The organism is Nocardioides endophyticus (genome assembly GCF_039543845.1).
GTDB classification, from domain to species: domain Bacteria; phylum Actinomycetota; class Actinomycetes; order Propionibacteriales; family Nocardioidaceae; genus Nocardioides; species Nocardioides endophyticus.
Map to the genome: position 1 here is coordinate 212,076 of NZ_BAABKN010000014.1, position 21,194 is coordinate 233,269.

The following is a 21,194-nucleotide window of genomic DNA, read 5'->3' on the forward strand; positions in this document are numbered from 1 at the left end:
TAGGGTCCGACCAACATCCCCGCCGGCTCGGGCCGTGCTGACTCGGAGGATCACATGAGACGCGTCCTGCCTGCCCTCACCACCCTCGCCGTCGCCGCGGTGCTCCCGGTCGTCGCGACTCCCGTGCAGGCGACTCCCGTCGGCGCCCCGAGCGGGAGCGATCACGCCGACACCGGCGTGACGCGCTCCGACAACCGGGCGACCCCGGCGTCCTCGAGGCAGACGGCGCTGCGCCAGGCGGCCGTGCAGCAGCTGATGTCCGGCGAGGCCAAGCTCCAGGGCAAGGGCCGGGCGCGCACCATCCTGATGGCTGACGGCGCCGAGGTCTCCTATCCAGCGACCCAGCACGCGAAGCTGTTGACCTTCCTGGTCGACTTCGGGTCCGGCGAGGGCAACCCGGACTTCCCCACGCAGACCTCAGGGCCGGTCCACAACGAGATCCCGGAGCCCGGGCCGTCGGACAACAGCACGTACTGGAAGCCGGCCTTCGACCGCCAGCACTACCTCGACATGTTCTTCAACGGCCTGGACGACCAGGACGGCCAGTCGTTCAAGGGCATCTACAGGGAGATGTCCAGCGGCAGGTTCGATGTGTCCGGCGACGTGTCCGACTGGGTCAGCGTCGACCACCCGTCGTCGTACTACTCGCAGGCGAACGGCGAGGAGAGCGAGGAGGACATGGCTGCCTTCATCGGCGACAGCGCGACAGCGTGGCTCGACGACGCGACCGCGACGATGTCGGACCAGCAGGTGCAGGACTACCTCGCCGGGTTCGACCAGTGGGACCGCTACGACGCCGACAACGACGGCAACTTCAACGAGCCCGACGGCTACATCGACCACTTCCAGGCGATCCACGCCGGCCCCGGCGAGGAGGCCGGAGCAGCCCCCTGGACGATCTGGTCGCACCGCAGCGGTGCCGCCTTCGACCCAGATCTCTCGACCGGCCCGGACTGCGTGTCCACGACCGCGGACCCGTGCTTCCTGCCTGGGGGCGTCGAGATCGGTGACACCGGCTACTGGATCTTCGACTACACCACGGAGCCCGAGGACGGCGGACTCGGCGTGTTCGCCCACGAGTTCGGCCACGATCTCGGCCTGCCGGACTACTACGACACCGACGCACCGCCCGGCATCGACAACAGCACCGGCTTCTGGAACCTGATGAGCGCCGGGTCGTGGTTGTCCGACGAGGGCCACGCCAACGGCACGACCCCCAACCACATGGGGGCCTACGACAAGTACTACCTGGGGTGGTACGGCCCCGGGGACACCGACCTCGAGATCGTCGACGGTCTCGCCGACGCGGCGACGACGGTTACGCTCGGGCCGAGCCACCACGCGACGACGACCGGGAAGCAGGCCGTGCGTGTGGACCTGCCGGACGGTGAGGCGACGATCGACGGCCCCGTGGCCAGCAGCGACGACGGCGCCTACCTCTACTCGGACAACAGGAGCTCGTCGGACGCGCTGGCCACCAGCCCGCCGATCGGGGTGCCGGACGTGCCCCAACCGATGCTGACCGCGAAGGTCGCCTACGCCACCGAGCAGCACTACGACTACGCCTACCTCTGGGTCTACGACGTCGCGGCCGGGGAGTGGTCACCGACCCCGATCGAGACCAGCGAGTCGACCGATGCCAACCCGAAGAATCAGAACCTGGGCAACGGCATCACCGGGAGCTCCGGCGGATGGGTCGACCTCACGGCCGACCTGTCGGCGTACGCCGGCAAGACCGTGCGGCTCCAGTGGGAGTACCTCACCGACCCGGGCACCCTGGGTGCGTTCGGCTTCGCACTCGACGAGATCGCCCTGGGCGACTACGACACCGGCTTCGACGTCCCCGTCGTGGACTGGGAGCTGGCGGGCGGCTTCACCGCCGTGCGGGACGACCAGTACTCGATCACCTACCCGCAGGCCTACTTCATCGAGAACCGGCAGTACGCCGGCTACGACAGCACCCTGCGGTCCGGGCCGTACAGCTGGGGTCACAACGTCAGCGAGGAGCCGTTCACGGTCTCCGACCGGTTCCCCTACCAGGACGGGCTGCTGGTCTGGTACGTCAACGGACGCTACGGCGACAACAACACCAGCCAGCACCCGGGTGGCGGCGTCACGCTGCCGGTGGACGCCAGCGCCGCGGCACAGGTGTGGCGCCACGAGGACGACCCGATCGACCTCGCCGACTCGCGTCTCCAGGGCTTCGACGCCACCTTCGACGTCGACCAGACCGATGCGCTGGAGCTGGACATGGAGTTCCAGCCGGGTCTCACCGGGAGCCTGAACGTCCCCGCGCACCCGAGCATCCCGGTCTTCGACGACAGCGACGTCAACGGCTACTACGACGACTCGCTCCCGGGCAGCGGCGTCCTCAGCACGAAGGTCGCCGGCGCCGGCACGATGGTGCAGGTCATCTCCTCCGACGAGACGACCGGCGAGATGGTCGTCAAGATCGGCAAGCGGTTCGTGGCCGCCACCAGCTCGGCGACGATCGACGGCGACGAGTCGTTCGGCGGCACCCTCACCGCAACGCCCCCGGCCTGGTTCCAGGACGACGTGACCGCCACGGTCGCCTGGCTGCGCGACGGCACGCCCATCGAGGCTGCAGACGGGACCGAGTATGAGATCACGGCGGCCGACGTCGGCCACACGGTCTCTGCCGAGGTCACCGGGAGCAAGAACGACTACCAGGACACGACGGTCGAGACCGCAGGCATCCTGGCGGTCGCCGACCCGGCGCCGGAGCCGGACACCCAGCCGAGCGTCACCGGGACCACGCAGGTGGGCCAGACGCTCACCGCCCATGCCGCCGAGTGGCCGCTGGAGGGTAGCTCCACCTTCGCCTGGTCGGTCGGCGGCCAGTCGAGAGGCACAGGGACGACCTACGTCGTCAAGCCCGAAGACCTCGGCCACGCGATCACGCTGACCGAGACGTTCTCCAGCCCCGGCTACGAGGACGCCACCGCCACGGCCGACAGCGCCGTGGTCACGAAGGGAACCGCTCCTCAGGCAACGGCGGCCACGAGCTTCACCGGCACCGCACAGGTCGGCCAGCGGCTCACGGCCGTGAAGGCGACCTGGCCGGTCGCAGGAGAGTCGACCTTCACGTGGACGGCGGGCGGCACCCCCGTCGGGACGGGCACGACGTACGTCGTCGCGACCGCCGACCTCGGCAAGTCGGTCACGGTCACGGAGACCTTCACCAGCCCCGGCTACGACGTCGCCACCAGCGCGGTCGCCAGTGCGGCAGTCATCGCCGGAGCGGCCCCGGTCGCGACCGCCCAGCCGAGGATCTCCGGGGCGGTCCGGGTCGGATCGACCCTCAGGGCGATCCCGGGCACCTGGCCGACGGCTGGCACCTCGACCTTCGTCTGGGGGGTCGCCGGCCAGACGGTCGGGACGGGGACGTCGTACGCCGTCCGGCCCGCCGACGTCGGCAAGCCGTTGAAGCTGATGGAGACGCTCACCGTCACGGGGTACGACAACGGCAGGTCGAGCACCGAGTCGGCGACCGTCGCGAAGGCACCGGTCGCGTTGTCGGTCGCCATCGGCAAGGCCAAGAAGGGCAAGAAGGTGCCGGTGACCGTCACCCCGAAGTCCGGCCGTCTGAAGGTGTCCGGCAAGGTCACGGTGACCTACGCAGGCAAGAAGGTCGGCTCTCTGACCCTCAAGAAGGGGAAGGTCACCGTGAAGCTGCCGGCGAAGCTGCAGGGCAAGTACTGGCTGACGATCGCGTACGCCGGCACCAGCGTGTTCGCGAAGGCAGGCAAGACGGTCGCCGTCAAGGTGAAGTAGCCGCATGACGAAGGGCCCCGGTGCGGTGCACCGGGGCCCTTCGTCGTTGTCAGCGCTGGGTCAGCGAGGCAGACCGAGCTTGGCCGCACAACCCGGCCAAGCGCCGTAGCCGCCGGACGCGTCACGGACCTTGGTCGCGATCGCGATCTGGGTCTCGCGGCTGGCGTTGCTCGGCAGGCCGGTGCCGCCGTAGGCGTGCCAGGTGCCGAGGTTGAACTGCAGGCCGCCGTAGTAGCCGTTGCCGGTGTTGATGGCCCAGTTGCCGCCGGCCTCGCACTGGGCGAGCCGGTCCCAGACCGAGTTGCCGCCGGCGAAGTTGGCGGCCGGAGCCTTGGTGCCGACCTCGACGATCTCGTCGACGGGCTGGCGCCGCACGTCCTGCTGGAGGACCTTCTTCTCGGCGAGCTTGCCGTTGCGGATGACGATCCGGTAGGTGACGTCGCGCAGGCCGGTCCTGCCGTCGCGCACGACGGTGGTCTCGCCCTCGTACATCGAGGAGTCCTCGCGCTCGACGGTGCCGAAGTCGACGACCTCGCCGTTCACGCGCTTCTTGAGCACCCGGACGTCGGTGAAGACCAGCTTGTCGCCGTCCTCGAGGACGTGGTCGATCGCGGGCTCGGTGCGGTCGTGCTTGCCGACGTCGACGCCCAGCTCGTCGAGAGCGTCCTCGACGGTGAGCGCGGTCAGCGTGCGCTTCACGGCCTTGCGGTCGCCGACCTGGACGGTCAGCTTCTTCGGGGTGACGACGTCGAGCGTCATGCCCTCGCGGTCGATGCCGCCTCCGCGGCTGGCGGAGAGGTCGGCGCCGGCGTACCGCTGGCCGATCTCGTCGAGAGCGCGAGACACCGTGGTCGACGTGACCCAGTAGGTCTTCGGCTCGCCGTCGACGTTGACCTCGAAGGGCCGGGCGAAGTGGACCGAGATGCGCGTGCCGTCGTCGATCGGCTCATCGAGCCCCGGCGCGACGTCGTCGCGACCGGTGACCTCGACGCCCTGGTCGGCGAGGACGTCGCCGACGGTGCCGCCGCCGAAGGCGCTGACCTCCTGCGACTTCCCGTCGAGGGTCACGGTGACGGACTTGCTCAGTGCCGTGTAGCCGAAGGTGGTGCCGGCGACGGCGAGGACGACCACCGTGGCGAGGGCGATCATCAGGGGTCGACTGGTGGTGGCCTTGCGCAGCCAGGTGGTGTGCTCGTTGTCGGGCACGGTTCTCCGAACGTCGTACTCTCCGGGCCTCGGGCGCCAGCGGCCAGGAAACAGCCGCCGACAGCGTGCGAAATCAGGTCCCGATCCCGGCCATCAGTGGTTCAGACCACCAGCCTTCCCCGGTGATTGCAAACCGAACTTGTCATATTTCGGTACGTCGTGACGGGGATCTCGTGGGTAAAGTCGCCGCGTGCCAGCCTCCTCCCGTGCCGATTTTGCGCCCCTGACCAGCGGAAACGGCGTCTCGCTGATGGCCGCGACCACCGGCCCGGACCTCGCCGCCGCCGGGTGGGCGGAGACCGAGCTCCTCGCCTCCGGGACGGCGAGGTCGTACGGCGAGCACCCGGACGCGGCGTACCGCACCCGCGTTGTCGTCCGCCGGCCCGCTGACGCCGCGGCCAGCGGGACGCTGGTGGTCGAGTGGCTCAACGTCAGCAGTGGCTCGGACGCCGGACCGGACTGGACCTACCTCGCCGAGGAGCTGGTCCGTCGCGGTCATGCCTGGGCGGGCGTGTCGGCGCAGTACATCGGTGTGGAGGGCGGATCGGCCGCGGTCGACGCGGGGGCCGGGGTCTCCGGCTTGAAGGGGGTCGACCCGGAGCGGTACGGCTCGCTGCTGCACCCGGGCGACGCCTACTCCTACGACATCTACACCCAGGTGGCCCGCGGACTCGCTGCCTCGCTCGGTGCCTCGTGCGTGCTGGCGGTCGGCGAGTCGCAGTCGGCGTACGCGCTTACGACGTACGTCAACGTGGTGCACGCGCACAGCACCTTCTTCGACGGGTTCCTGGTGCACAGCCGGCCCCGCTCGGCGATGCCCCTCGGCGAGCCCGGGTGCGGCATCGACCTCACCGCCCGGATCGCCGCAGCGCCCACGCCGATCCGCGACGACGTCGACGTGCCGGTGATCATCGTGCAGACCGAAGGTGACCTCTTCGGGCGCCTCGCCTACCTGGCGGCGCGGCAGCCGGACGCACCACTTCTCCGGTTGTGGGAGGTGGCGGGCGCGGCACACGCGGACCGCTTCCAGATCGGCGAGTTCGAGTCGCTCCTGGGCTGCCCCGACCCGGTCAACCGGGGCCAGCAGGTCTACGTCGTGCGTGCGGCGCTGCGGTGGCTGGAGTCGTGGGCGCGAGGTGGGTCCGCGGCGCCCTCGGCGCCGCGGTTGTCGGTGGCCGGGTCGGGCTTCTCGTTCGATGCCGTCGGCAACGTGGTGGGTGGGGTGCGGACGCCAGTCGTCGAGGCACCCGTCGAGGTGTTGTCCGGCACCGCCGCCCCGGACGCGTCGCCCATCTGCCAGCTCTTCGGCCGGACGCTGCCGGTGGCCCCAGACCTGCTAACGACCCGGTGGCCGTCGCGCGCGGCGTACCTGTCGGCGTATGAATCGGCGACGGATGCCGCGATCTCTGCCGGGTTCGTGCTCGCCGAGGACCGATCCGCCGTACTGGCTGAGGCGCGTCCGGACCTCCTGCCGGGCTGAGGTCCTCGGGCTCTTCGTGAGGTTCTGGGGGTTTGCAAAGCCCCAGAACCTCAGGGATACCCGGTGAACCGGGTATCCCTGACTACCAACCCCCACCGAACGCCGCCTCCGTGTTCCCGTCGATGGCGGCGCACAGCTCACCCAGGTCGTCACCGCGGACGGCGGCCATCGCGCGGACGGTGATCGGGACCAGGTAGGACCCGTTGACCTGGCCTCGGTGCGGCGTCGGCGTGAGGTACGGCGCGTCGGTCTCGACCAGCACTCGGTCGAGCGGAGCCACCGCGAGCGCCTCGCGGAGGGCCGACGCGTTCTTGAACGTCACCGTGCCGGCAAAGGAGAGGTAGGCCCCGCGCGAGAGGCACTCACGCGCAAGCAGCGCGTCGCCGGAGAAGCAGTGCATCACCCACCGGTCGGGGGTGCCCTCGGAGTCGAGCACCCGCAGCACGTCGTCGTGGGCGTCGCGGTCGTGGATGACCAGCGTCTTGTCGAGGCGCTTGGCGATGTCGATGTGCCGCCGGAACGACTCCTCCTGGACGGCCCGCCCCTCCTCACCCGTGCGGAAGTAGTCGAGGCCGGTCTCCCCCACGGCCCGCACGCGGTCGTGCGCGCCGGCGAGCGCCTCGATCTCGACCAGCGCCTCGTCGAGGTCGGCCAGACGAGGCGCCTCGTTGGGGTGCAGGGCCACACCTGCCACCAGCGCGTCGTACGACGCCGCGGCCTCGACCGCCCACCGCGCGCCCGGCAGGTCGCAGCCGATCTGCACGATCCGGGTCACCCCGACGGCGGCAGCGGCGGCCAGCGCCTCCTCCACCGGGACGGCCGGGTCGTCGCCGCGATCGATGTCGAGGTGGCAGTGGTTGTCGACGACCGGGTGCGGGAGCGGCTCAGGTGCGGGTGGTTTCACGCCCCGACCTCGCTGGCCAGGACCCGCTCGATGATCGCGGCGGCGCAGTCGTCGGGCGCCTGGGTCGGGATCCAGTGGCTGACGCCGGGCAACTCGAGGAACTGGTACGGCGCAGCCACCCAGTCCTTCGTGGCTTCGGCGCCGGAGCGGGTGATCGCGATGTCCCGATCGCTCCAGACGAAGGTCGTCGGCACCGTCGTCTTGTGATCGGTCTCGCCCGGCTTGAGCAACGGGAGCGCGCGGTACCAGCCCAGCGCGTGCGGCAGCGCGCCGTACGCCACGATCTCCTGCCGGAAGCGGGTCACCTCCTCGGCGGTCATCCCGGCCCTGCTCATGCTCTGGTCGAAGCGACCCCCGGCGCGGCGGGCGCTGAGCTCAGGCAGCAGCGGGACGTTGAAGAACAGCATGTAGCGCGACCGGCGCCGCTGGCTCTTGGTCTTCATCGCCCGCGCGAACGCCGCCGGGTGCGGCACCGAGACAGCGGTCCAGCTGCGCAGCAGGTCAGGACGGCGCAGGGTGACGGCCCAGCCGACGGCCGCACCCCAGTCGTGTCCGACCAGGTGCACCGGCTCGCCGACCTCCTCGATCAGGGCGGCGACGTCGCCGACGAGGTTGGACACCTTGTAGTCCCGCCTACGTCGCGGGCGCGCACCCGGCGAGTAGCCGCGCTGATCGAGGGCGATCGTCCGCAGCCCGGCCTCGTGCAGCAGCGGCGCGACCAGGCGCCAGGTCGAGCTGCGTTCGGGGAAGCCGTGCAGCAGCACCACCGGCTTCCCGTCGCGCGGCCCCTCATCGAGCACGTCGAAGGTGAAGCCGTCGTGGTGGAGGGTGCGCATGCGGTCGGTCATGTCTTCCGTTCTCCCCCGTGCACGAGGTTGTAGACCTCGCGCTTGGGTACGCCGGCGCGCCGAGCGACCTCGACGATCGCCTCCTTGCGGCGGACACCCTCGGCCTCGAGCTCGGCGACCGCCGCGAGCAGGCTGGCGGGGTCCGACCCGACCTCGGCGTACGGCGCGGCGCCGGCCACCACGATCGTGACCTCACCGCGGACACCTTCCGCGGCCCACTCGACCAGGTCCGCGAGCGGCCCTCGGCGTACCTCTTCATGGGTCTTGGTGAGCTCGCGGCACACCGCGGCGGCCCGGTCGCCACCCCAGGCCTCGGCCATCGCCGACAGCGCCGCCTCGGTGCGGTGCGGCGCCTCGAAGAAGACCATGGTGCGGGGCTCTCGGAGCAGCTCTGCCAGCCGCCGCGAGCGCTCCCCCGCCTTGCGCGGCAGGAAGCCCTCGAAGCAGAACCGGTCGACCGGCAGCCCGCTGACAGCCAGCGCGGTCAGCACCGCGGACGGGCCGGGAACGGCCGTCACGGGCACGTCGTGCTCGACGGCGGCGACGACCAGCCGATAGCCGGGATCCGAGACGCTGGGCATCCCGGCATCGGTCACGAGCAGCACCCGCTCGCCTGCGAGCAGCGCCTCCAGGAGCACCGGCGTCCGCGCGGTCTCGTTGCCCTCGAAGTAGGACACGATGCGACCGGTCACGGTGACGCCGAGGTCGTTGGTGAGCCGGCGCAGCCGGCGAGTGTCCTCGGCGGCCACGACGTCGGCCGTCGCGAGCTCCTCGGCAAGGCGCGGTGGCGCGTCGGCGACCCGCCCGATCGGCGTGGCCGCGAGGACGAGCACACCGACGTCAGGAGTCACGATCTAGAGTCTTCCACCGTGACGACCGCCGCGCCGCCCGAGCCCCCGAAGGAGCGTGTCGGCCTCTCCACCAACGCCGCCGGCGACGCCGTACCTTCGGCGTGGCAGCGAGCGCGGACCCGGATGCGCGCGGAGGACCCGTTCGTCGGCTGGGCGAGCAGCATCGCGGTCGCGCTGCTGGCGCTCTTCCTGCGGCTGTGGCACCTCGGCAAGCCGCGCGAGTTCGAGTTCGACGAGACCTACTACGCCAAGGACGCCTGGTCGCTCCTGCACCACGGCTACGCCCGGGACTACGTCGACAAGGCCAACGAGCACATCCTCGCCGGCCAGACCAGCGGTCAGTGGAAGTCCACCCCCGAGATGGCCGTCCACCCGGACGTGGGCAAGTGGCTGATCGCGCTGGGCGAGAAGGCGTTCGGCATGGACCCGTTCGGCTGGCGGGTGTCGGCTGCCGTCGCCGGGGCGCTGATGGTGCTGCTGATGTGCCGGCTCGCGCGTCGGCTCACCGGGTCGACGCTGCTCGGCTGCATCGCCGGCCTGCTGCTGTGCTTCGACGGGCTGCACTTCGTGCTGTCCCGGCTCGCGCTGCTCGACATCTTCGTGGCGTTCTTCATCCTCTGCGGCGTGCACTGCATCGTGGCCGACCGGGACTGGTACCGCGCCACGATGGCGCGCCTGGTGCCCGAGCAGGTCAACGACTTCCGGGCCTGGGGGCCCGTCCGCGGGCTGCTCTTCCGGCCCTGGCTGGTCGCCGCCGGCGTCAGCTGGGGCCTCGCGGTCGGCACGAAGTGGGAGGCGCTCTACCCCCTGGCGGCGTTCGGGCTGCTCGCCTGGCTGTGGTCCGCCGGCGCCCGAAGGTCGTTCGGGGTCCGGTGGTCGCTCCCGAAGTCCGTGCTCGCCGACGGCGTCCCGGCGTTCATCCAGATCGTGCTCGTCGGCGTGATCGTCTACATCGCGAGCTGGTCGGGCTGGCTGGCCAACGCCCACACCTACGAGGAGCACCTCTCCGCGACGCAGTACACCCACTACAACGGCGGCAAGGACTGGCCGACCCGCACCGAGCCGGACGCCGAGGGTCTCAGCGAGGTGACCCAGTCGCTGCGGTCGCTCTGGTACTATCACCAGGACGTCTACGCGTTCCACACCCACTTCCTCAACGACAGCTCGCACACCTACGCCTCCAAGCCTTCCGGCTGGCTGCTGCTCAACCGGCCGGTCGGGGTCGCCGCCGACACCGACATCAAGCCGGGCACCCAGGGGTGCGACGCCCCGGCGGGCAGCGACTGCCTGCGCCAGGTGCTGCTGCTCGGCTCCCCGGCCATCTGGTGGGCGGGCTCGCTCGCGCTGCTCTTCGCGCTGGTGATGTGGGTCGGCGCCCGCGACTGGCGCTACGGCGTCGTGGTCGTCGGGGCCGCGTCGACCTGGCTGCCGTGGCTGCAGTACGACGACCGCCCGATCTTCTCGTTCTACGCGATCATCACGCTGCCGTTCATGGTCCTCGCGATCACCATGGCCATCGGGCGTCTGCTGGGCAGGACCACCGCGCCCAGCAGACGGCGTACGGCCGGCGTCGTCGTGGTCGGCGCCTACCTGGTGCTGGTGCTGCTGAACTTCGCCTGGTTCTGGCCGATCTGGACCAACGAGCTGCTCACGCACTCGGAGTGGGTGGACCGGATCTGGTTCACCCGCTGGATTTAGACCACTCGGTGGTCGAGCTTGTCGAGACCCCCGCAGCCGACGCGGACGCTCGGGTGCGGGGGTCTCGACAGACGCTCGCTGGCGCTCGCTGCTCGACCAACGGTGCAGATCAGAGGGCGAGCTGCTCGGTCACCCACGCCCACAGGCGCTCGCGCTCTGGAGCGCCGGTGCGGGTACGCCGCAGGATCTGGGTCGGGCGCGACTGCCGGTCGTGCCAGAGCCGACCGCCCGCACGTCCTGGCTCGGTGGCGGAGAGCCACGTGGTGGTGTCGGCGCCCTCGGCGGCATTGCGCAGCAGCGGACCGGTGAGCTTGCGGAAGGTCGGCAGTGAATCGGCGATCCCGGGGGTGTCCGCCCAGCCGGGATGGGTGGCGTGCACGTCGACGCCGAGCGGCCGCCACCGGTGCTGCAGCACCGGCAGCAGCTCGACCCGGGCCCGCTTGCTGCGCGCGTACGCCGTGGTCGGCGAGTAGTCGCCGTCGAGGTACTCCGGGTCGTCCTCGCGCAGCCGCTGGGTGTACATGCCACCGGAGGTCACCAGGACCACCCGGCCGCTCCGCAGCCGCTCCCCCAGCAGATCGGTCAGCAGGACCGGCGAGAGCACGTGCAGCGCCATCGTCATCTCGTGACCCTGCGGCGACTCGGTGCGGGTCGGCGGCATGGCGCCGGCGTTGTGCACCAGCACGTCCACGTCCCCGTCGGCAGCCGCCGCGAACCGGCGTACGTCGTCGAGGTCGGCCAGGTCGCAGCGCTGCACAACCAGCTGCGCGAGCGGGAGCCGGCCCTGGATCTCGCGCACGACCTTCGCGCCCTTGTCGATGTCGCGGACCACGAGGACCACCTCGGCACCCAGCGCTGCCAGCCCTTCGGCCGTCGCCACCCCGAGCCCGCTGCTCGCGCCGGTGACCAGCCCCCGCTTGCCGGCCAGCGCGTCGGGAGGCGGGTCGGCCGGCCAGGTCGACAGGTGGCGGCGTACGGCGGGGCCGAGCCGGGTGTAGCCGGGGACCACCGTGCGATCCATCAGGGTGTCCACGAGCGTGGCGATGCGGGACATATCACGAACGTAACCGCCGTACATATCGCTGGGGCCGTGCCAGCATGTGCGCGTGACTTCCTGGCAGCCTGACTGGGCGGACTTCCCCCCGGCACTTCTGGAGTTCTGGACCGAGCGGCACCTGTGCACGCTCACGACACTGCGCGCCGACGGGAGCCCGCACGTCGTCCCGGTCGGGGTCGCGCTCGATCTCGAGGAGAGCTGCGCGTGGGTGATCACCTATGGGACCTCGCGCAAGGCCCACCAGGCGGCCGCGGACTCGCGCGTCGCTGCCTGCCAGGTCGACGGCGGCCGGTGGTCGACGATCGAGGGCACGGCTCAGGTGCTGAGCGACCAGGCGTCGGTGCAGCGGGCGATGGACCGGTACGCCGCGCGCTACCGAACCCCGCAGCCGAACCCGCTCCGGGTGGCGCTCCGGATCGAGGTGGACCGATTCCTCGTCTCCGCCGGCCTCGTGTGAGGATTTCTGCCATGCACGCGGAAGGTGACCAGCTCAGCGACCTCGACCGGGAGATCCTGGCGTTCGAGGAGGACTGGACCTCCCATGCGGGCGCGAAGGACGAGGCCGTCCGCGAGCGGTTCGACCTCACCCCGACCGGCTACCACCAGCTGCTCAACCGGCTGATCGACCTGCCGGCCGCGGAGGCGCACGCGCCCCGACTGGTGCGCCGGCTGCGCCGGAGGCGGACCGCCCGCCACGAAGAACGCAGCGCCCGGCGGCTCGCCTCCGGCTGAGCCAGTCCGTCAGCCGACGCTGACCGCACCACCGCGACCAGACCCGCCGCCAGCAGCACGCTGGCCAGGAGCAGCCAGGTCCTGCCGCGGGTGAGGCCGTTGAGCCAGGCGACCCAGTCCAACGCATCTCGCAGAGTCCCAACCACGGAGACCACCTGGAGAATTGGCACCGGCGCCCGTACAGCGACGAACGCGACATTCAGCAGGGGCACGCTGACGGTCACGATGGTGTCGGCGCCCGCGACCGTTCCGGACGGCGTGGCGATGACGTGCGCCGTTTCGTGGTGTCGAGTGAGGTCCCGAGGTGGTCCGGTCGCGCGCTCACGCGGTGCCGAACCATCGGGAGAGCGCCGGCACCCGGCGCAGGGCGAGCTGGTCGAGCAGCAGCACCACCAGCAGGGAGAGTCCGAAGAGCGGCAGGAAGATGCCGAGGGCGACCAGGACGACGGCCAACGCCGGCGTGGATCGGATCGGCATCCGACCTCGAGGTGCCCCCATCGTGGCTCTGCCCTTCGGGCGGCGTCGCCACCACATCAGCGGGCCGGTCACGCACATGAAGATGATCGCCGCGCACATCAGAGCCGAACCCCAGAACGACCACAGCCCGAGGCTGCGCCCTTCATGCAGACCGATACCCTGCGAGACCACCTTGGCCAGCGCCGGGTAGTCGTCGAAGCCGTACGCCGACACCACCTGCCCGCCGTACCGGTCGATGTGCACGGTCTTCTCGTCCGACGGCGCGTCGAACGCGTAGCCGATCACGGAGAAGACGCCGGCGGTGTCGTCGGCCGCAGGGAGCGCGACGGTCATCGGGTGCCGCAGCCCCTGGAGCTGTGCGATGGCGATCGCGGTGTCGACGTTGGCGACACTGCGCTCGACACCGTCCGCCGGTGGGGTCGACGACGGCACCTTCGAGTCGCCCATCGCCCACGGCACGTCGCTCTGGTGGCTGTGCGGCAGTGACTCGTCGAGGGTGGACGTCGGGTCGCTGACCGCACCCGGATCGGTGCTCCACATCGAGGTGCCGTTCTCGGTCGCGAAGGTCTGCACCTTCGCGCCCCAGAAGCCGGTCCAGGGAAGCCCGGTCACCAGGAGGGTGAGCAGGCCGACGCCCGCCACGGCTCCGACGAGTCCGTGCCGCCAGCGCAGCTTCGCACCTCGGCGTCCGGCCGTCCTGGCCCGGCGCCGGGCGCGCCATCCCCGGACGAACAGGTAGTAGCCGGTGATCGCCATGACCACCGCCCAGCAGGCGCCGAGCTCGATCACGTAGTCGCCCCAGGTCCCGGCCATCAGCTCGCCGTGCAGCCGGATCGCGGTGCCCGACAGGGTGGTGTCCGGGTTCAGCGAGCCGAGCACCTCGGGGCCGTAGGGGCTCACGTAGACATCACGACCCTCGCCAGCCGCCGTCGTGATCGAGACGATCGTCGCGCTGTCGGCGTCCCGGGGCTCCGCCAGGGAGACCGCGGTCGAGCCCGGGTAGGCGTCCTCGACGACGGCCAGCTGCTGCAGGTAGGGCTGTGCCACGGCACCGGCCGGTGGGTCGACCTTCATCAGGTCGGGGTGCATCAGGGGCTCGAGCTGGAAGCGGAACAGGTAGATCAGGCCGGTCACCGCGAGCAGCAGCAACACGGGGACGACCAGGAAGCTGGCGAAGAAGTGCCAGCGCCAGACGGCCCGGAACCAGCCACCGGAGGTGGCCGGCCGCTTCGGTCTGGATGGTCGAGATGGTGGTTCGGCTGAGCCGCGCTTGGGCGCGAGCACGTCGGTCATGGTTCTCCTCGAAGAGTGGGTGCGCGCGGACGCGCAACTGCACCGGAGCCCAGAGGGCTCCGGCGTCGGTCTGCTGATCAGGCGGCGAGGAGAGGTGGCCCGCGACGCGAGTCGGGGCGGACCAGCCAGACCGAGCGCGGTCCGGCGAGCGCGCGGCCGGCGTCGACCGCGGTGAGGCGTGGGGTGGCGACGACCGGGCGCAGCGCCCAGACGGCGGCCAGGATGCGGCGTCCGGTGAGCGCGAGCAGCGTCCACAGACAGCGCTCGCCGTACCCGAGCCAGAGGCCGACCAGTGCGGCGACCGCCACGTGGGCGGCCATCATCGGCGCGTGCGCCGACAGGTCGTTGAGCAGGTGGCCGACGGGCAGCGCCGGCGCGAGCGCGCCGTGCTGGTCGGCGGCACCCGTGTAGGCGTCCTGGAGCGACCCGACCCGTCGGCCGTCGAGCACCGGCAGGTTGCCGACGGCACTCGATCGGGTTGCGACGGCGCCGGTCGCGCCGTCACCGGCATGGCCGGCACTGACCGACAGCACCAGGTGCAGCAGGGTCTGGCCCCCGACGAGCATCGCGACCAGTCGCACCGAGGACGCCGGACGGCTCAGCATCGGCGCGCTCAGCAGCACCGACATCGCCAGCAGGGCCCCGAGGAACGCCGGGCCGGGCAGCAGCCCGTCGGCCGTCACGTGGCCGACGACCCCCAGGAAGAACGCCAGAGAACCCACGACGAGCGCGCGCGCCCACAGCACGCAGGCGTCGACTCGGGTCTCCACGGCGCCGAGTCTCCCATGTCGGCCTACGGCGACCGAACCCGTCTCGCACCGAACCGGTCCACCAGTACGCCGTGCCGCAGCCCGCGGTCGCTCACCGTGAGCGAGTCCGTGCCGAGTGCCTCGAGGACCGCACGGACGACGCAGGCGCCGGCGAGGATGACCTCGGCCCGGCTCGGCTGGAGCCCGACCACGTCGCGCCGACGATCGGCAGCATCGCGGGTGCGATAGAGGTCGATCTGCCGCTCCACCTCCTCGCGGTCCAGGACCGTCCCGTGCACCACCTCCGGGTCATAGTCCCTCAGTCCATGACGGACCGCGGCGAGGTTGGTGACCGCTCCGCCCATGCCGATGAGCAGGTCCGGCAGGTCTCGCCCGGCCAGGCGGGAGAACCCATCGCCGATCTCGTCCGCGACCTGCGCCAGCACCTGCTCCGACACCGGCCCGGACAGCCCGAACCGCTCGGTCAGGCGGACCGCGCCCACCGGCACGCTGAACTGCTCGTCGACCCGGTCGTCGCGCCCGAACGTGAACTGGGAGCTCCCGCCGCCGGTGTCGAACACGACCAGCGACCCGGGGCCGGCGAGGCCGACCGTGGCCGCGCGGGCGGCGAGCCTGGCCTCCTCCTCACCGGAGATGATCTCCACGACGACACCGCACCGCCGGCGTACGGCGTCGACGAACTCGTCCCGGTCGGCAGCCATCCGGAGGCCCGCCGTACCGACCGCGACGACCGCCACCGCGAGCTGCCGCCTGGCCTCGTCCGCCATGTCGGCGATCGCGGCGACCGTCCGCTCGGCGGCCACGGGGGCGAGTCGTCCACCGGCCGTGAGGCCGTCGCCCAGTCGCGTGACCTCGGCCCGGTCGACGACGGTGCGCCACGACCCGTCCGCGGCTCGCTCGCCGAGGTGGAACTTCACCGAGTTGGTGCCGACGTCGATCACCGCGCACCGCGGCTCGCCGAGCCCGAGCAGGATCACGAGGCCGCGCCCGTAGTTGAGGTTCGGTCGGGGCGCGAGCCCGAGCCGGCCGACCACGTCGACGACGCGCTCCGGGTCCGAGTCCTCCACCGCGGCCGAGCGCGTCTGCCAGCCCCCGGCCACGACGTCGGTCAGCTCGACCATGCAACCGTCGAGCGTCGAGCGCGCCCGACGCTTGTGGACCTCGACCGCACGTAGGTCACGACGCGGCTCGATGACGTCGGAGAGCAGCTCGGCGAGCGACCACGACGTACGTGCCGACAAGACGTCGACCGACAGGCCGAGCGCGGCGGTGACGATGTCGAGATCGTCGCCCGCCAGCGGGAAGGCGGCCTTCAGCACCGGCACCCACTGCTCCAGCCCGTGCTCGTCGACCTGCTGCAGCCGTTTGACGTCCATGAGGCCGTCACGCACCTTGACGATGCCGACGCCCGGCGCCGACAGCAGGTACAGCTCGTCGCTCTCGACGATGTGGACGTCCGCGGGTTGCAGCGCCTCCTCCGCGGCGCCGAAGCTCCCCGCGAAACTGCGCCACTCCCACCTCGGCACGATCTGCGACATCTTCGAAGGGTCCCAGGTCCGCTCGACACGCGATAGTGGTCCCCATGCTGGTGCCGATGGTCGGCTGGATCCGCTCGTACGAGCGAGGCTGTCTGCGCGGCGACCTCGTCGCCGGGGTGGCGGTCGCGGCGCTGATCATCCCGAAGAACCTCGGCTACGCCGGGATCGCCGGCATCCCTCTCCAGAACGGGCTGTACGCCGCGGCAGCGGCGACCATCCTGTACGCCGTGCTCGGCACGTCCCGCCAGATCTCGATGGGTCCCAGCTCCGGGCTGGCGGCGGTCGCCGCGAGCGCGGTCCTCGCCGCGGGCATCACGAGTCAGACGGACGTGGCGACGTTCGTCGCCGGCATCACCTTGCTCTCGGGGCTGGTGTTCGTGCTCCTCGCGGTCCTCCGGATGAGCTGGATCGCCAGGTTCCTCTCCCAGGCGGTCGTCACCGGCTTCCTCTTCGGCGCCGCGATCGACGTGGTCGTCGGCGAGCTCCCCAAGCTCACCGGGACCGACGCCAAAGGTTCCAACGCGTTTCGGGAGCTGTGGTCGTGGCTCGGCGGACTCGGCGCGACCGACCCGGCCACGTTGGCCGTCGGCGCCGTCGCCCTCATCGTCGTCTTCGGACTCCGATTGGTCGCCCCGTCGCTGCCCGGCGCCCTCGTGCTGCTCGTCGGCGGCCTGGTCGTCAGCGTGGCCGCCGATCTCGAGGGGCGCGGCGTTGCCGTGGTCGGCACGATCCCTAGCGGGCTGCCGTCGGCCGAGGTGCCCGACGTCCCTCTGATCTGGGATCACGCAGGGGTCGCTTCGAGCGCGGCGCTTGCCCTGGTCCTCATCGGCTTCTCTCAGACGGCCGGGGATGCCAAGGTGTTCGCGACGCGTCACCGCTACCGCGTGGACCTCCACCAGGAGACGATCGCCCAGGGCGTGGCCAACGCCGGAGCGGGTCTGCTGCAGGGGATGCCGGTGTCCACGAGCCTGTCGGCTAGCTCGCTGAACGACCGCGCCGGCGCTCGGTCGGGGATGGCCTCCCTGACGTCCGGGATCGTGGTCATCGGGACCCTGCTCTTCCTCGCTCCGCTCTTCGCCCACCTACCCAAGCCGGTGCTGGCCGCCCTCGTCATCGAAGCCGTCGTGATGGGCATGATGAACGTCGGCGAGATGCGCCGCCTCGCCCGCGTCCAGCGGTTCGACTTCTGGGTCGCGATGGTCGCGATCCTTGCCACGCTCGCCGTCGGGGTCCTCGCGGGCGTGCTGGTGGGCATCGCACTGTCCCTGCTGTGGCTGGTCGCGGTCGCCACGCGACCGGCGATGCCCACGCTCGGCCGGCGGCCGGGAACGACGCTCTTCCGCCCGCTCGCTCGACACCCGGAGGACGAGCAGTTCCCGGGCGTCGCGGTGCTGCGGCTCGAAGGCAGTCTCTTCTTCGCCACCTCCGAGGCCCTCGACGAACGCGTCCGCGGCCTGATCGACGGCAGTGCGGGCGGGCTCGGCTGCATCGTGCTGGACTGCTCAGCCATCACCTTCACCGACGCCCAAGGGGCCGCCGCGCTCGACGAGCTTGTCTCGGTCGCGAAGGAGTCGGGACTCGAGCTGCGGCTGGCCCGCCTGCGCCCAGCCGTCCGCCAGGTCCTCGATCGCGACGGAGTCGTCGGCCGGCTCGGCGACGACCGGATCCACCCGAGCGTCGACCTGGCGGTGCAGGCCCACCTGCAGGGCGCGGGGTAGGTCGGCGCTACCTCACCCTCCCAGTCGCCCTGCTCGCCCTGGTCACCGTCGCGTAGCCGCTCAGCCTGCCGGTGACCTGGACGGTGATCCGGCGGTGGTCGAGCTTCTTGGTCAGGCGGAGCCTCGCCGCCGTCGCACCGGCGATCGGCTTGCCGTTGGCGAACCAGCGATAGGTGAGTCGCGTCCCGGGCGTCCACCGGCCGGGCCTGGCCGTCAAGGTGCGGCCCAGCTTGGCCTTGCCGTGGACGGTCGGCTTCGGGGCCGTCAGGGTGCCCGCGGTGACACGGGCGGTCGGCGCGGAGGTCACCGTCGCCGGACGGTAGCCCGCCAGGGTCCCGGTCTCCGTCACCGTGATCCGCGCACCGAGCTCGCGGGCGGACAGGACGACCGTTGCCGCGTTGCCGCCGAAGGTCCGACCATCGGCCTTCCAGACGTAGGTGACCGCGGCGCCCGGGGTCCAGGAGCCCGTGGCAGACGCGGTCAGCGACCGCCCGACCTTCGCGGTCCCGGCCACCGTGACCGCAGAGGGTGCCCCGAGGTCCGGGAGAGGTACGCCGCCGACCGGGCTCGTCGCCGGGGACACGATGCTCCGTGAGACGTAGCCGGCGAGGGACCCGGTGATCTCGACCGTGATCGTGCGCCCGACCTCGGCGTCGGTCAGCGTGACGGCGCCCGGCGCGGTGCTGAACGGGACGCCGTCGGCCTTCCAGGAGAAGTCCGCCTGGGTGCCCGGCGTCCAACCGCCGGTGACGACGGCAGTCAGGGTCGAGCCCACGGTCGGCGTACCCGAGATGGCCACGGCAGATGGTGCGGTCAGGAAGCCCGGCGTGACCGTTGCGGTCGCGGCCGACGACGCCGACCACTCGGACGCGCCGAAACCGGTCGCCGTCGCGCGGTCCTGCACGGTGATCGCGTGACCGACCTGCGCGGCGGCCAGCGTGATCTGGGCTCCCGTCGCGAACTGGACGCCGTCGGCGAGCCAGCGATATTCGTACGTCGTGTCGCCGGGGAAGTCGTCACCGGCCGCGGGGTGGGCGGTCAGGGTGCCCGCCATTGCCGCAACGCCGCTGATGGACGGGGCACCGGGCTGGACGAGCGTGTCCTCGACGACCGGCGCGGTCACGGTGGCGGTCGACCAGGACGAGTCGCGACGGCCCGGCGCCGTGACCATCGCCTTGACCGTGAGCGTGCTCCCGACCTGACTGCGACCGAGGTCGAGGTCGGCGCCCGTGGCGAAGGCACTCGGGCTGTCGCCCAGGAACCACTCGTAGTGGTACGCCGCACCCGCGGGCAGCGGGCCGCTCGAGGTGGCGTGGAGGGTACCGCCGATGATCGGGCGGCCGGTGACGGTCGGGGCCTCCGGGCGTGCGAGGTGGCCCCAGCCCACCCGGGCCAGGTCGCAGCTCGCCGCGAACGTGCGCCCACCGGTGGTGCGGACCTGGACGGCCAGATGGACGGGAGCGCCGACAACGTCGGGGCGCGCGGTGAAGGTCGCGCCGTGGACCGGCCCGCCGAAGCCGGTGCCGGACCACGTGTAGCGGGCGCGTCCGGCGCCCGCACCGACCACGGTCGCGGTGACGGGAGCACCCACCGCCGGAGCACCGTCGAGGGAGACAGAGCCGGGCCCGTCGTACGCGCACGGTCCACCGCCGGCGGCGGACGCCGGCGCGGCGAGGCCGAGCTGTGCGAGCCCGGAGAGGGTGAGGGTGGCCGTCACCAGACCGGATACCCAGCGGCTGCGGCGCGACATCACTGCGCGGCTCCGGCGCTCTCGCGGACCGCCTGGGCGACCGCTTCCCGCACGCGCTCGTCCTCACGGCGCCTGGCCTCCGCGCGGCGCCGACGGGTGACGACGACGCCACCGACGACCAGCGCCACCACGACGACGATCAGCACCAGCAGGGCCCACGGCATCGCCCACGCGTGGGTCGTGGTCTCGACCTCGTCGAGTGGGCTGACCGAGCCGGAGGCATCGGTCATCAGCGGGGTGAGGGTGACCGTCGCGGCCAGCCGTACGGCGGGCCGCACGCCGTCCACCGGCACGGAGACCTGCCACTCCTCCCCCGGCAGCAGCTCGGGCGCGTCGGGTACGTCGGCGGCCGCGACCCGGAAGAGTCCGAACGGCCCGGTGACCGCGACGTCCTGCTTCGCAGCGAGGATCGCGTTGCCGGTGTTGCGGATCGTGTAGTCGACGGTCGCACCGGCCGCTCCGAACGGGTTCGACGGGCCACCGGGCGAGACGTGCGGGTCGACGACCATCAGTCCGGGCTCCAGGTCACCGCCGGCGCGCAGCCGGATCCGCATGGCGAGCCGGCGGTCGACGTTCATGCCGTCGACGGCACCCGCCTGCGTCAGGGACGTGATGATGCCGCCAAGGTAGTCACCGGGGGTGGCGTTCTCCGGCAGCGTGAGCCGGAACGGCACCTGGACGGACTCGCCGGGCAGGACGCGAACCTTCGCCTTGTCGGCGTGCACCCAGGCGCCGACGTTGGTCGACTCGACGTCTTCGGTGAGCAGGTCGAGCTGGCCGCCGTCAGTGGTGAACCCGTCCGCCGCGTAGACGGCCAGATCGATCGGCTTCTTGCCGTGGTTGACCACGATGAGCCCGTCGCGGATCGAGCCGCCCGGGTTGAGCGTGTAGCGGTAGTTCTGCCGGTCCGCCCCGAACTTGTTGGACGCGGTCCGGACCGCCCAGGCGACGTCGTCGTCGGCCGCGACGGCTGTGCCGGCACTCGCGCCGAGCAGGGCGATAGAGGCGAGCAGGGCGACGACGACGGTGCGGGAGATCTGGCGGGTGCACAGCATGTGGTGGTCCTCGTGAGATGTG

The 21,194-nt window shown here is 71.6% G+C and carries 16 protein-coding genes; 6 read left to right on the forward strand and 10 right to left on the reverse strand.

Going from position 1 to position 21,194, the window contains the following annotated elements:
- The first annotated feature begins 54 nt into the window (after positions 1-54).
- On the forward strand, positions 55-3,795 hold the full coding sequence (locus tag ABEA33_RS11230) for an immune inhibitor A domain-containing protein (protein ID WP_345526864.1): 3,741 nt from the start codon (positions 55-57) through the stop codon (positions 3,793-3,795).
- 60 nt (positions 3,796-3,855) lie between these two features.
- On the opposite strand, the gene ABEA33_RS11235 is transcribed toward ABEA33_RS11230, so the two are convergent.
- The gene (locus tag ABEA33_RS11235) at positions 3,856-5,001 is read right to left on the reverse strand and encodes a resuscitation-promoting factor (RefSeq protein WP_345526865.1); all 1,146 of its coding nucleotides are present in this window, start codon (positions 4,999-5,001) and stop codon (positions 3,856-3,858) included.
- 190 nt (positions 5,002-5,191) lie between these two features.
- Between ABEA33_RS11235 and ABEA33_RS11240 the strand changes: the two genes are divergently transcribed.
- Positions 5,192-6,481 carry an alpha/beta hydrolase domain-containing protein gene (locus ABEA33_RS11240; RefSeq protein WP_345526866.1) on the forward strand — a complete coding sequence of 430 codons (1,290 nt, stop codon included), beginning with the start codon at positions 5,192-5,194 and terminating at the stop codon, positions 6,479-6,481.
- Positions 6,482-6,563: 82 nt separating this feature from the next.
- Here ABEA33_RS11240 and ABEA33_RS11245 read toward each other — a convergent pair whose 3' ends face one another.
- Genes ABEA33_RS11245 through rsmI form a run of 3 tightly spaced genes read right to left on the reverse strand, consistent with a single transcriptional unit; the run spans position 6,564 to position 9,087 of the window.
- Positions 6,564-7,385 carry a TatD family hydrolase gene (locus tag ABEA33_RS11245; protein WP_345526867.1) on the reverse strand — a complete coding sequence of 274 codons (822 nt, stop codon included), beginning with the start codon at positions 7,383-7,385 and terminating at the stop codon, positions 6,564-6,566.
- Positions 7,382-8,233, reverse strand: coding sequence for an alpha/beta fold hydrolase (locus tag ABEA33_RS11250; protein ID WP_345526868.1), 852 nt, complete (start codon positions 8,231-8,233; stop codon positions 7,382-7,384). The genes ABEA33_RS11245 and ABEA33_RS11250 overlap by 4 nt, the downstream gene beginning before the upstream one ends.
- Positions 8,230-9,087, reverse strand: a complete 858-nt coding sequence (gene rsmI, locus ABEA33_RS11255) for a 16S rRNA (cytidine(1402)-2'-O)-methyltransferase (protein ID WP_345527105.1) — start codon at positions 9,085-9,087, stop codon at positions 8,230-8,232. The genes ABEA33_RS11250 and rsmI overlap by 4 nt, the downstream gene beginning before the upstream one ends.
- A 15-nt stretch (positions 9,088-9,102) precedes the next feature.
- Between rsmI and ABEA33_RS11260 the strand changes: the two genes are divergently transcribed.
- The gene (locus ABEA33_RS11260; RefSeq protein WP_345526869.1) at positions 9,103-10,782 is read left to right on the forward strand and encodes a dolichyl-phosphate-mannose--protein mannosyltransferase; all 1,680 of its coding nucleotides are present in this window, start codon (positions 9,103-9,105) and stop codon (positions 10,780-10,782) included.
- 109 nt (positions 10,783-10,891) lie between these two features.
- On the opposite strand, the gene ABEA33_RS11265 is transcribed toward ABEA33_RS11260, so the two are convergent.
- Positions 10,892-11,836: an SDR family NAD(P)-dependent oxidoreductase gene (locus ABEA33_RS11265; RefSeq protein WP_345526870.1), complete on the reverse strand. Its 945-nt coding sequence runs from the start codon at positions 11,834-11,836 to the stop codon at positions 10,892-10,894.
- Positions 11,837-11,888: 52 nt separating this feature from the next.
- Here ABEA33_RS11265 and ABEA33_RS11270 point away from each other — a divergent pair, with 52 nt between their 5' ends.
- Complete coding sequence (locus tag ABEA33_RS11270; RefSeq protein ID WP_345526871.1) at positions 11,889-12,296, forward strand: pyridoxamine 5'-phosphate oxidase family protein; 408 nt, start codon at positions 11,889-11,891, stop codon at positions 12,294-12,296.
- 11 nt (positions 12,297-12,307) lie between these two features.
- Positions 12,308-12,571 (forward strand): DUF3263 domain-containing protein, encoded by a 264-nt coding sequence (locus ABEA33_RS11275; RefSeq protein ID WP_345526872.1) that lies wholly within the window; start codon positions 12,308-12,310, stop codon positions 12,569-12,571.
- Positions 12,572-12,892: 321 nt separating this feature from the next.
- Here ABEA33_RS11275 and ABEA33_RS11280 read toward each other — a convergent pair whose 3' ends face one another.
- From ABEA33_RS11280 to ABEA33_RS11290, 3 genes are all read right to left on the reverse strand, one after another.
- Entirely contained in the window at positions 12,893-14,341 is a 1,449-nt protein-coding gene (locus ABEA33_RS11280; protein WP_345526873.1) for a PepSY-associated TM helix domain-containing protein, read from the reverse strand.
- A 77-nt stretch (positions 14,342-14,418) separates the two neighbouring features.
- The gene (locus tag ABEA33_RS11285) at positions 14,419-15,111 is read right to left on the reverse strand and encodes a hypothetical protein (RefSeq protein WP_345526874.1); all 693 of its coding nucleotides are present in this window, start codon (positions 15,109-15,111) and stop codon (positions 14,419-14,421) included.
- Positions 15,112-15,134: 23 nt separating this feature from the next.
- Positions 15,135-16,649 (reverse strand): Ppx/GppA phosphatase family protein, encoded by a 1,515-nt coding sequence (locus ABEA33_RS11290; RefSeq protein WP_345526875.1) that lies wholly within the window; start codon positions 16,647-16,649, stop codon positions 15,135-15,137.
- Positions 16,650-16,693: 44 nt separating this feature from the next.
- Between ABEA33_RS11290 and ABEA33_RS11295 the strand changes: the two genes are divergently transcribed.
- Positions 16,694-18,367 carry a SulP family inorganic anion transporter gene (locus tag ABEA33_RS11295; protein WP_345526876.1) on the forward strand — a complete coding sequence of 558 codons (1,674 nt, stop codon included), beginning with the start codon at positions 16,694-16,696 and terminating at the stop codon, positions 18,365-18,367.
- Positions 18,368-18,374: 7 nt separating this feature from the next.
- On the opposite strand, the gene ABEA33_RS11300 is transcribed toward ABEA33_RS11295, so the two are convergent.
- Together ABEA33_RS11300 and ABEA33_RS11305 are read right to left on the reverse strand one after the other, a co-directional pair.
- Entirely contained in the window at positions 18,375-20,117 is a 1,743-nt protein-coding gene (locus ABEA33_RS11300; RefSeq protein ID WP_345526877.1) for a hypothetical protein, read from the reverse strand.
- Entirely contained in the window at positions 20,117-21,172 is a 1,056-nt protein-coding gene (locus tag ABEA33_RS11305) for a WxL protein peptidoglycan domain-containing protein (protein WP_345526878.1), read from the reverse strand. The genes ABEA33_RS11300 and ABEA33_RS11305 overlap by 1 nt, the downstream gene beginning before the upstream one ends.
- Positions 21,173-21,194: the final 22 nt, after the last annotated feature.

Bases quoted from the DNA above. Each gene is read 5' to 3' on its own strand.
- ABEA33_RS11275 (WP_345526872.1), top strand. From the start codon at position 12,308: ATGCACGCGGAAGGTGACCAGCTCAGCGACCTCGACCGGGAGATCCTG.
- ABEA33_RS11280 (WP_345526873.1), bottom strand. From the start codon at position 14,341: ATGACCGACGTGCTCGCGCCCAAGCGCGGCTCAGCCGAACCACCATCT.
- ABEA33_RS11265 (WP_345526870.1), bottom strand. From the start codon at position 11,836: ATGTCCCGCATCGCCACGCTCGTGGACACCCTGATGGATCGCACGGTG.
- ABEA33_RS11250 (WP_345526868.1), bottom strand. From the start codon at position 8,233: ATGACCGACCGCATGCGCACCCTCCACCACGACGGCTTCACCTTCGAC.
- ABEA33_RS11295 (WP_345526876.1), top strand. From the start codon at position 16,694: ATGCTGGTGCCGATGGTCGGCTGGATCCGCTCGTACGAGCGAGGCTGT.
- ABEA33_RS11230 (WP_345526864.1), top strand. From the start codon at position 55: ATGAGACGCGTCCTGCCTGCCCTCACCACCCTCGCCGTCGCCGCGGTG.
- ABEA33_RS11305 (WP_345526878.1), bottom strand. From the start codon at position 21,172: ATGCTGTGCACCCGCCAGATCTCCCGCACCGTCGTCGTCGCCCTGCTC.
- ABEA33_RS11290 (WP_345526875.1), bottom strand. From the start codon at position 16,649: ATGTCGCAGATCGTGCCGAGGTGGGAGTGGCGCAGTTTCGCGGGGAGC.
- ABEA33_RS11300 (WP_345526877.1), bottom strand. From the start codon at position 20,117: ATGTCGCGCCGCAGCCGCTGGGTATCCGGTCTGGTGACGGCCACCCTC.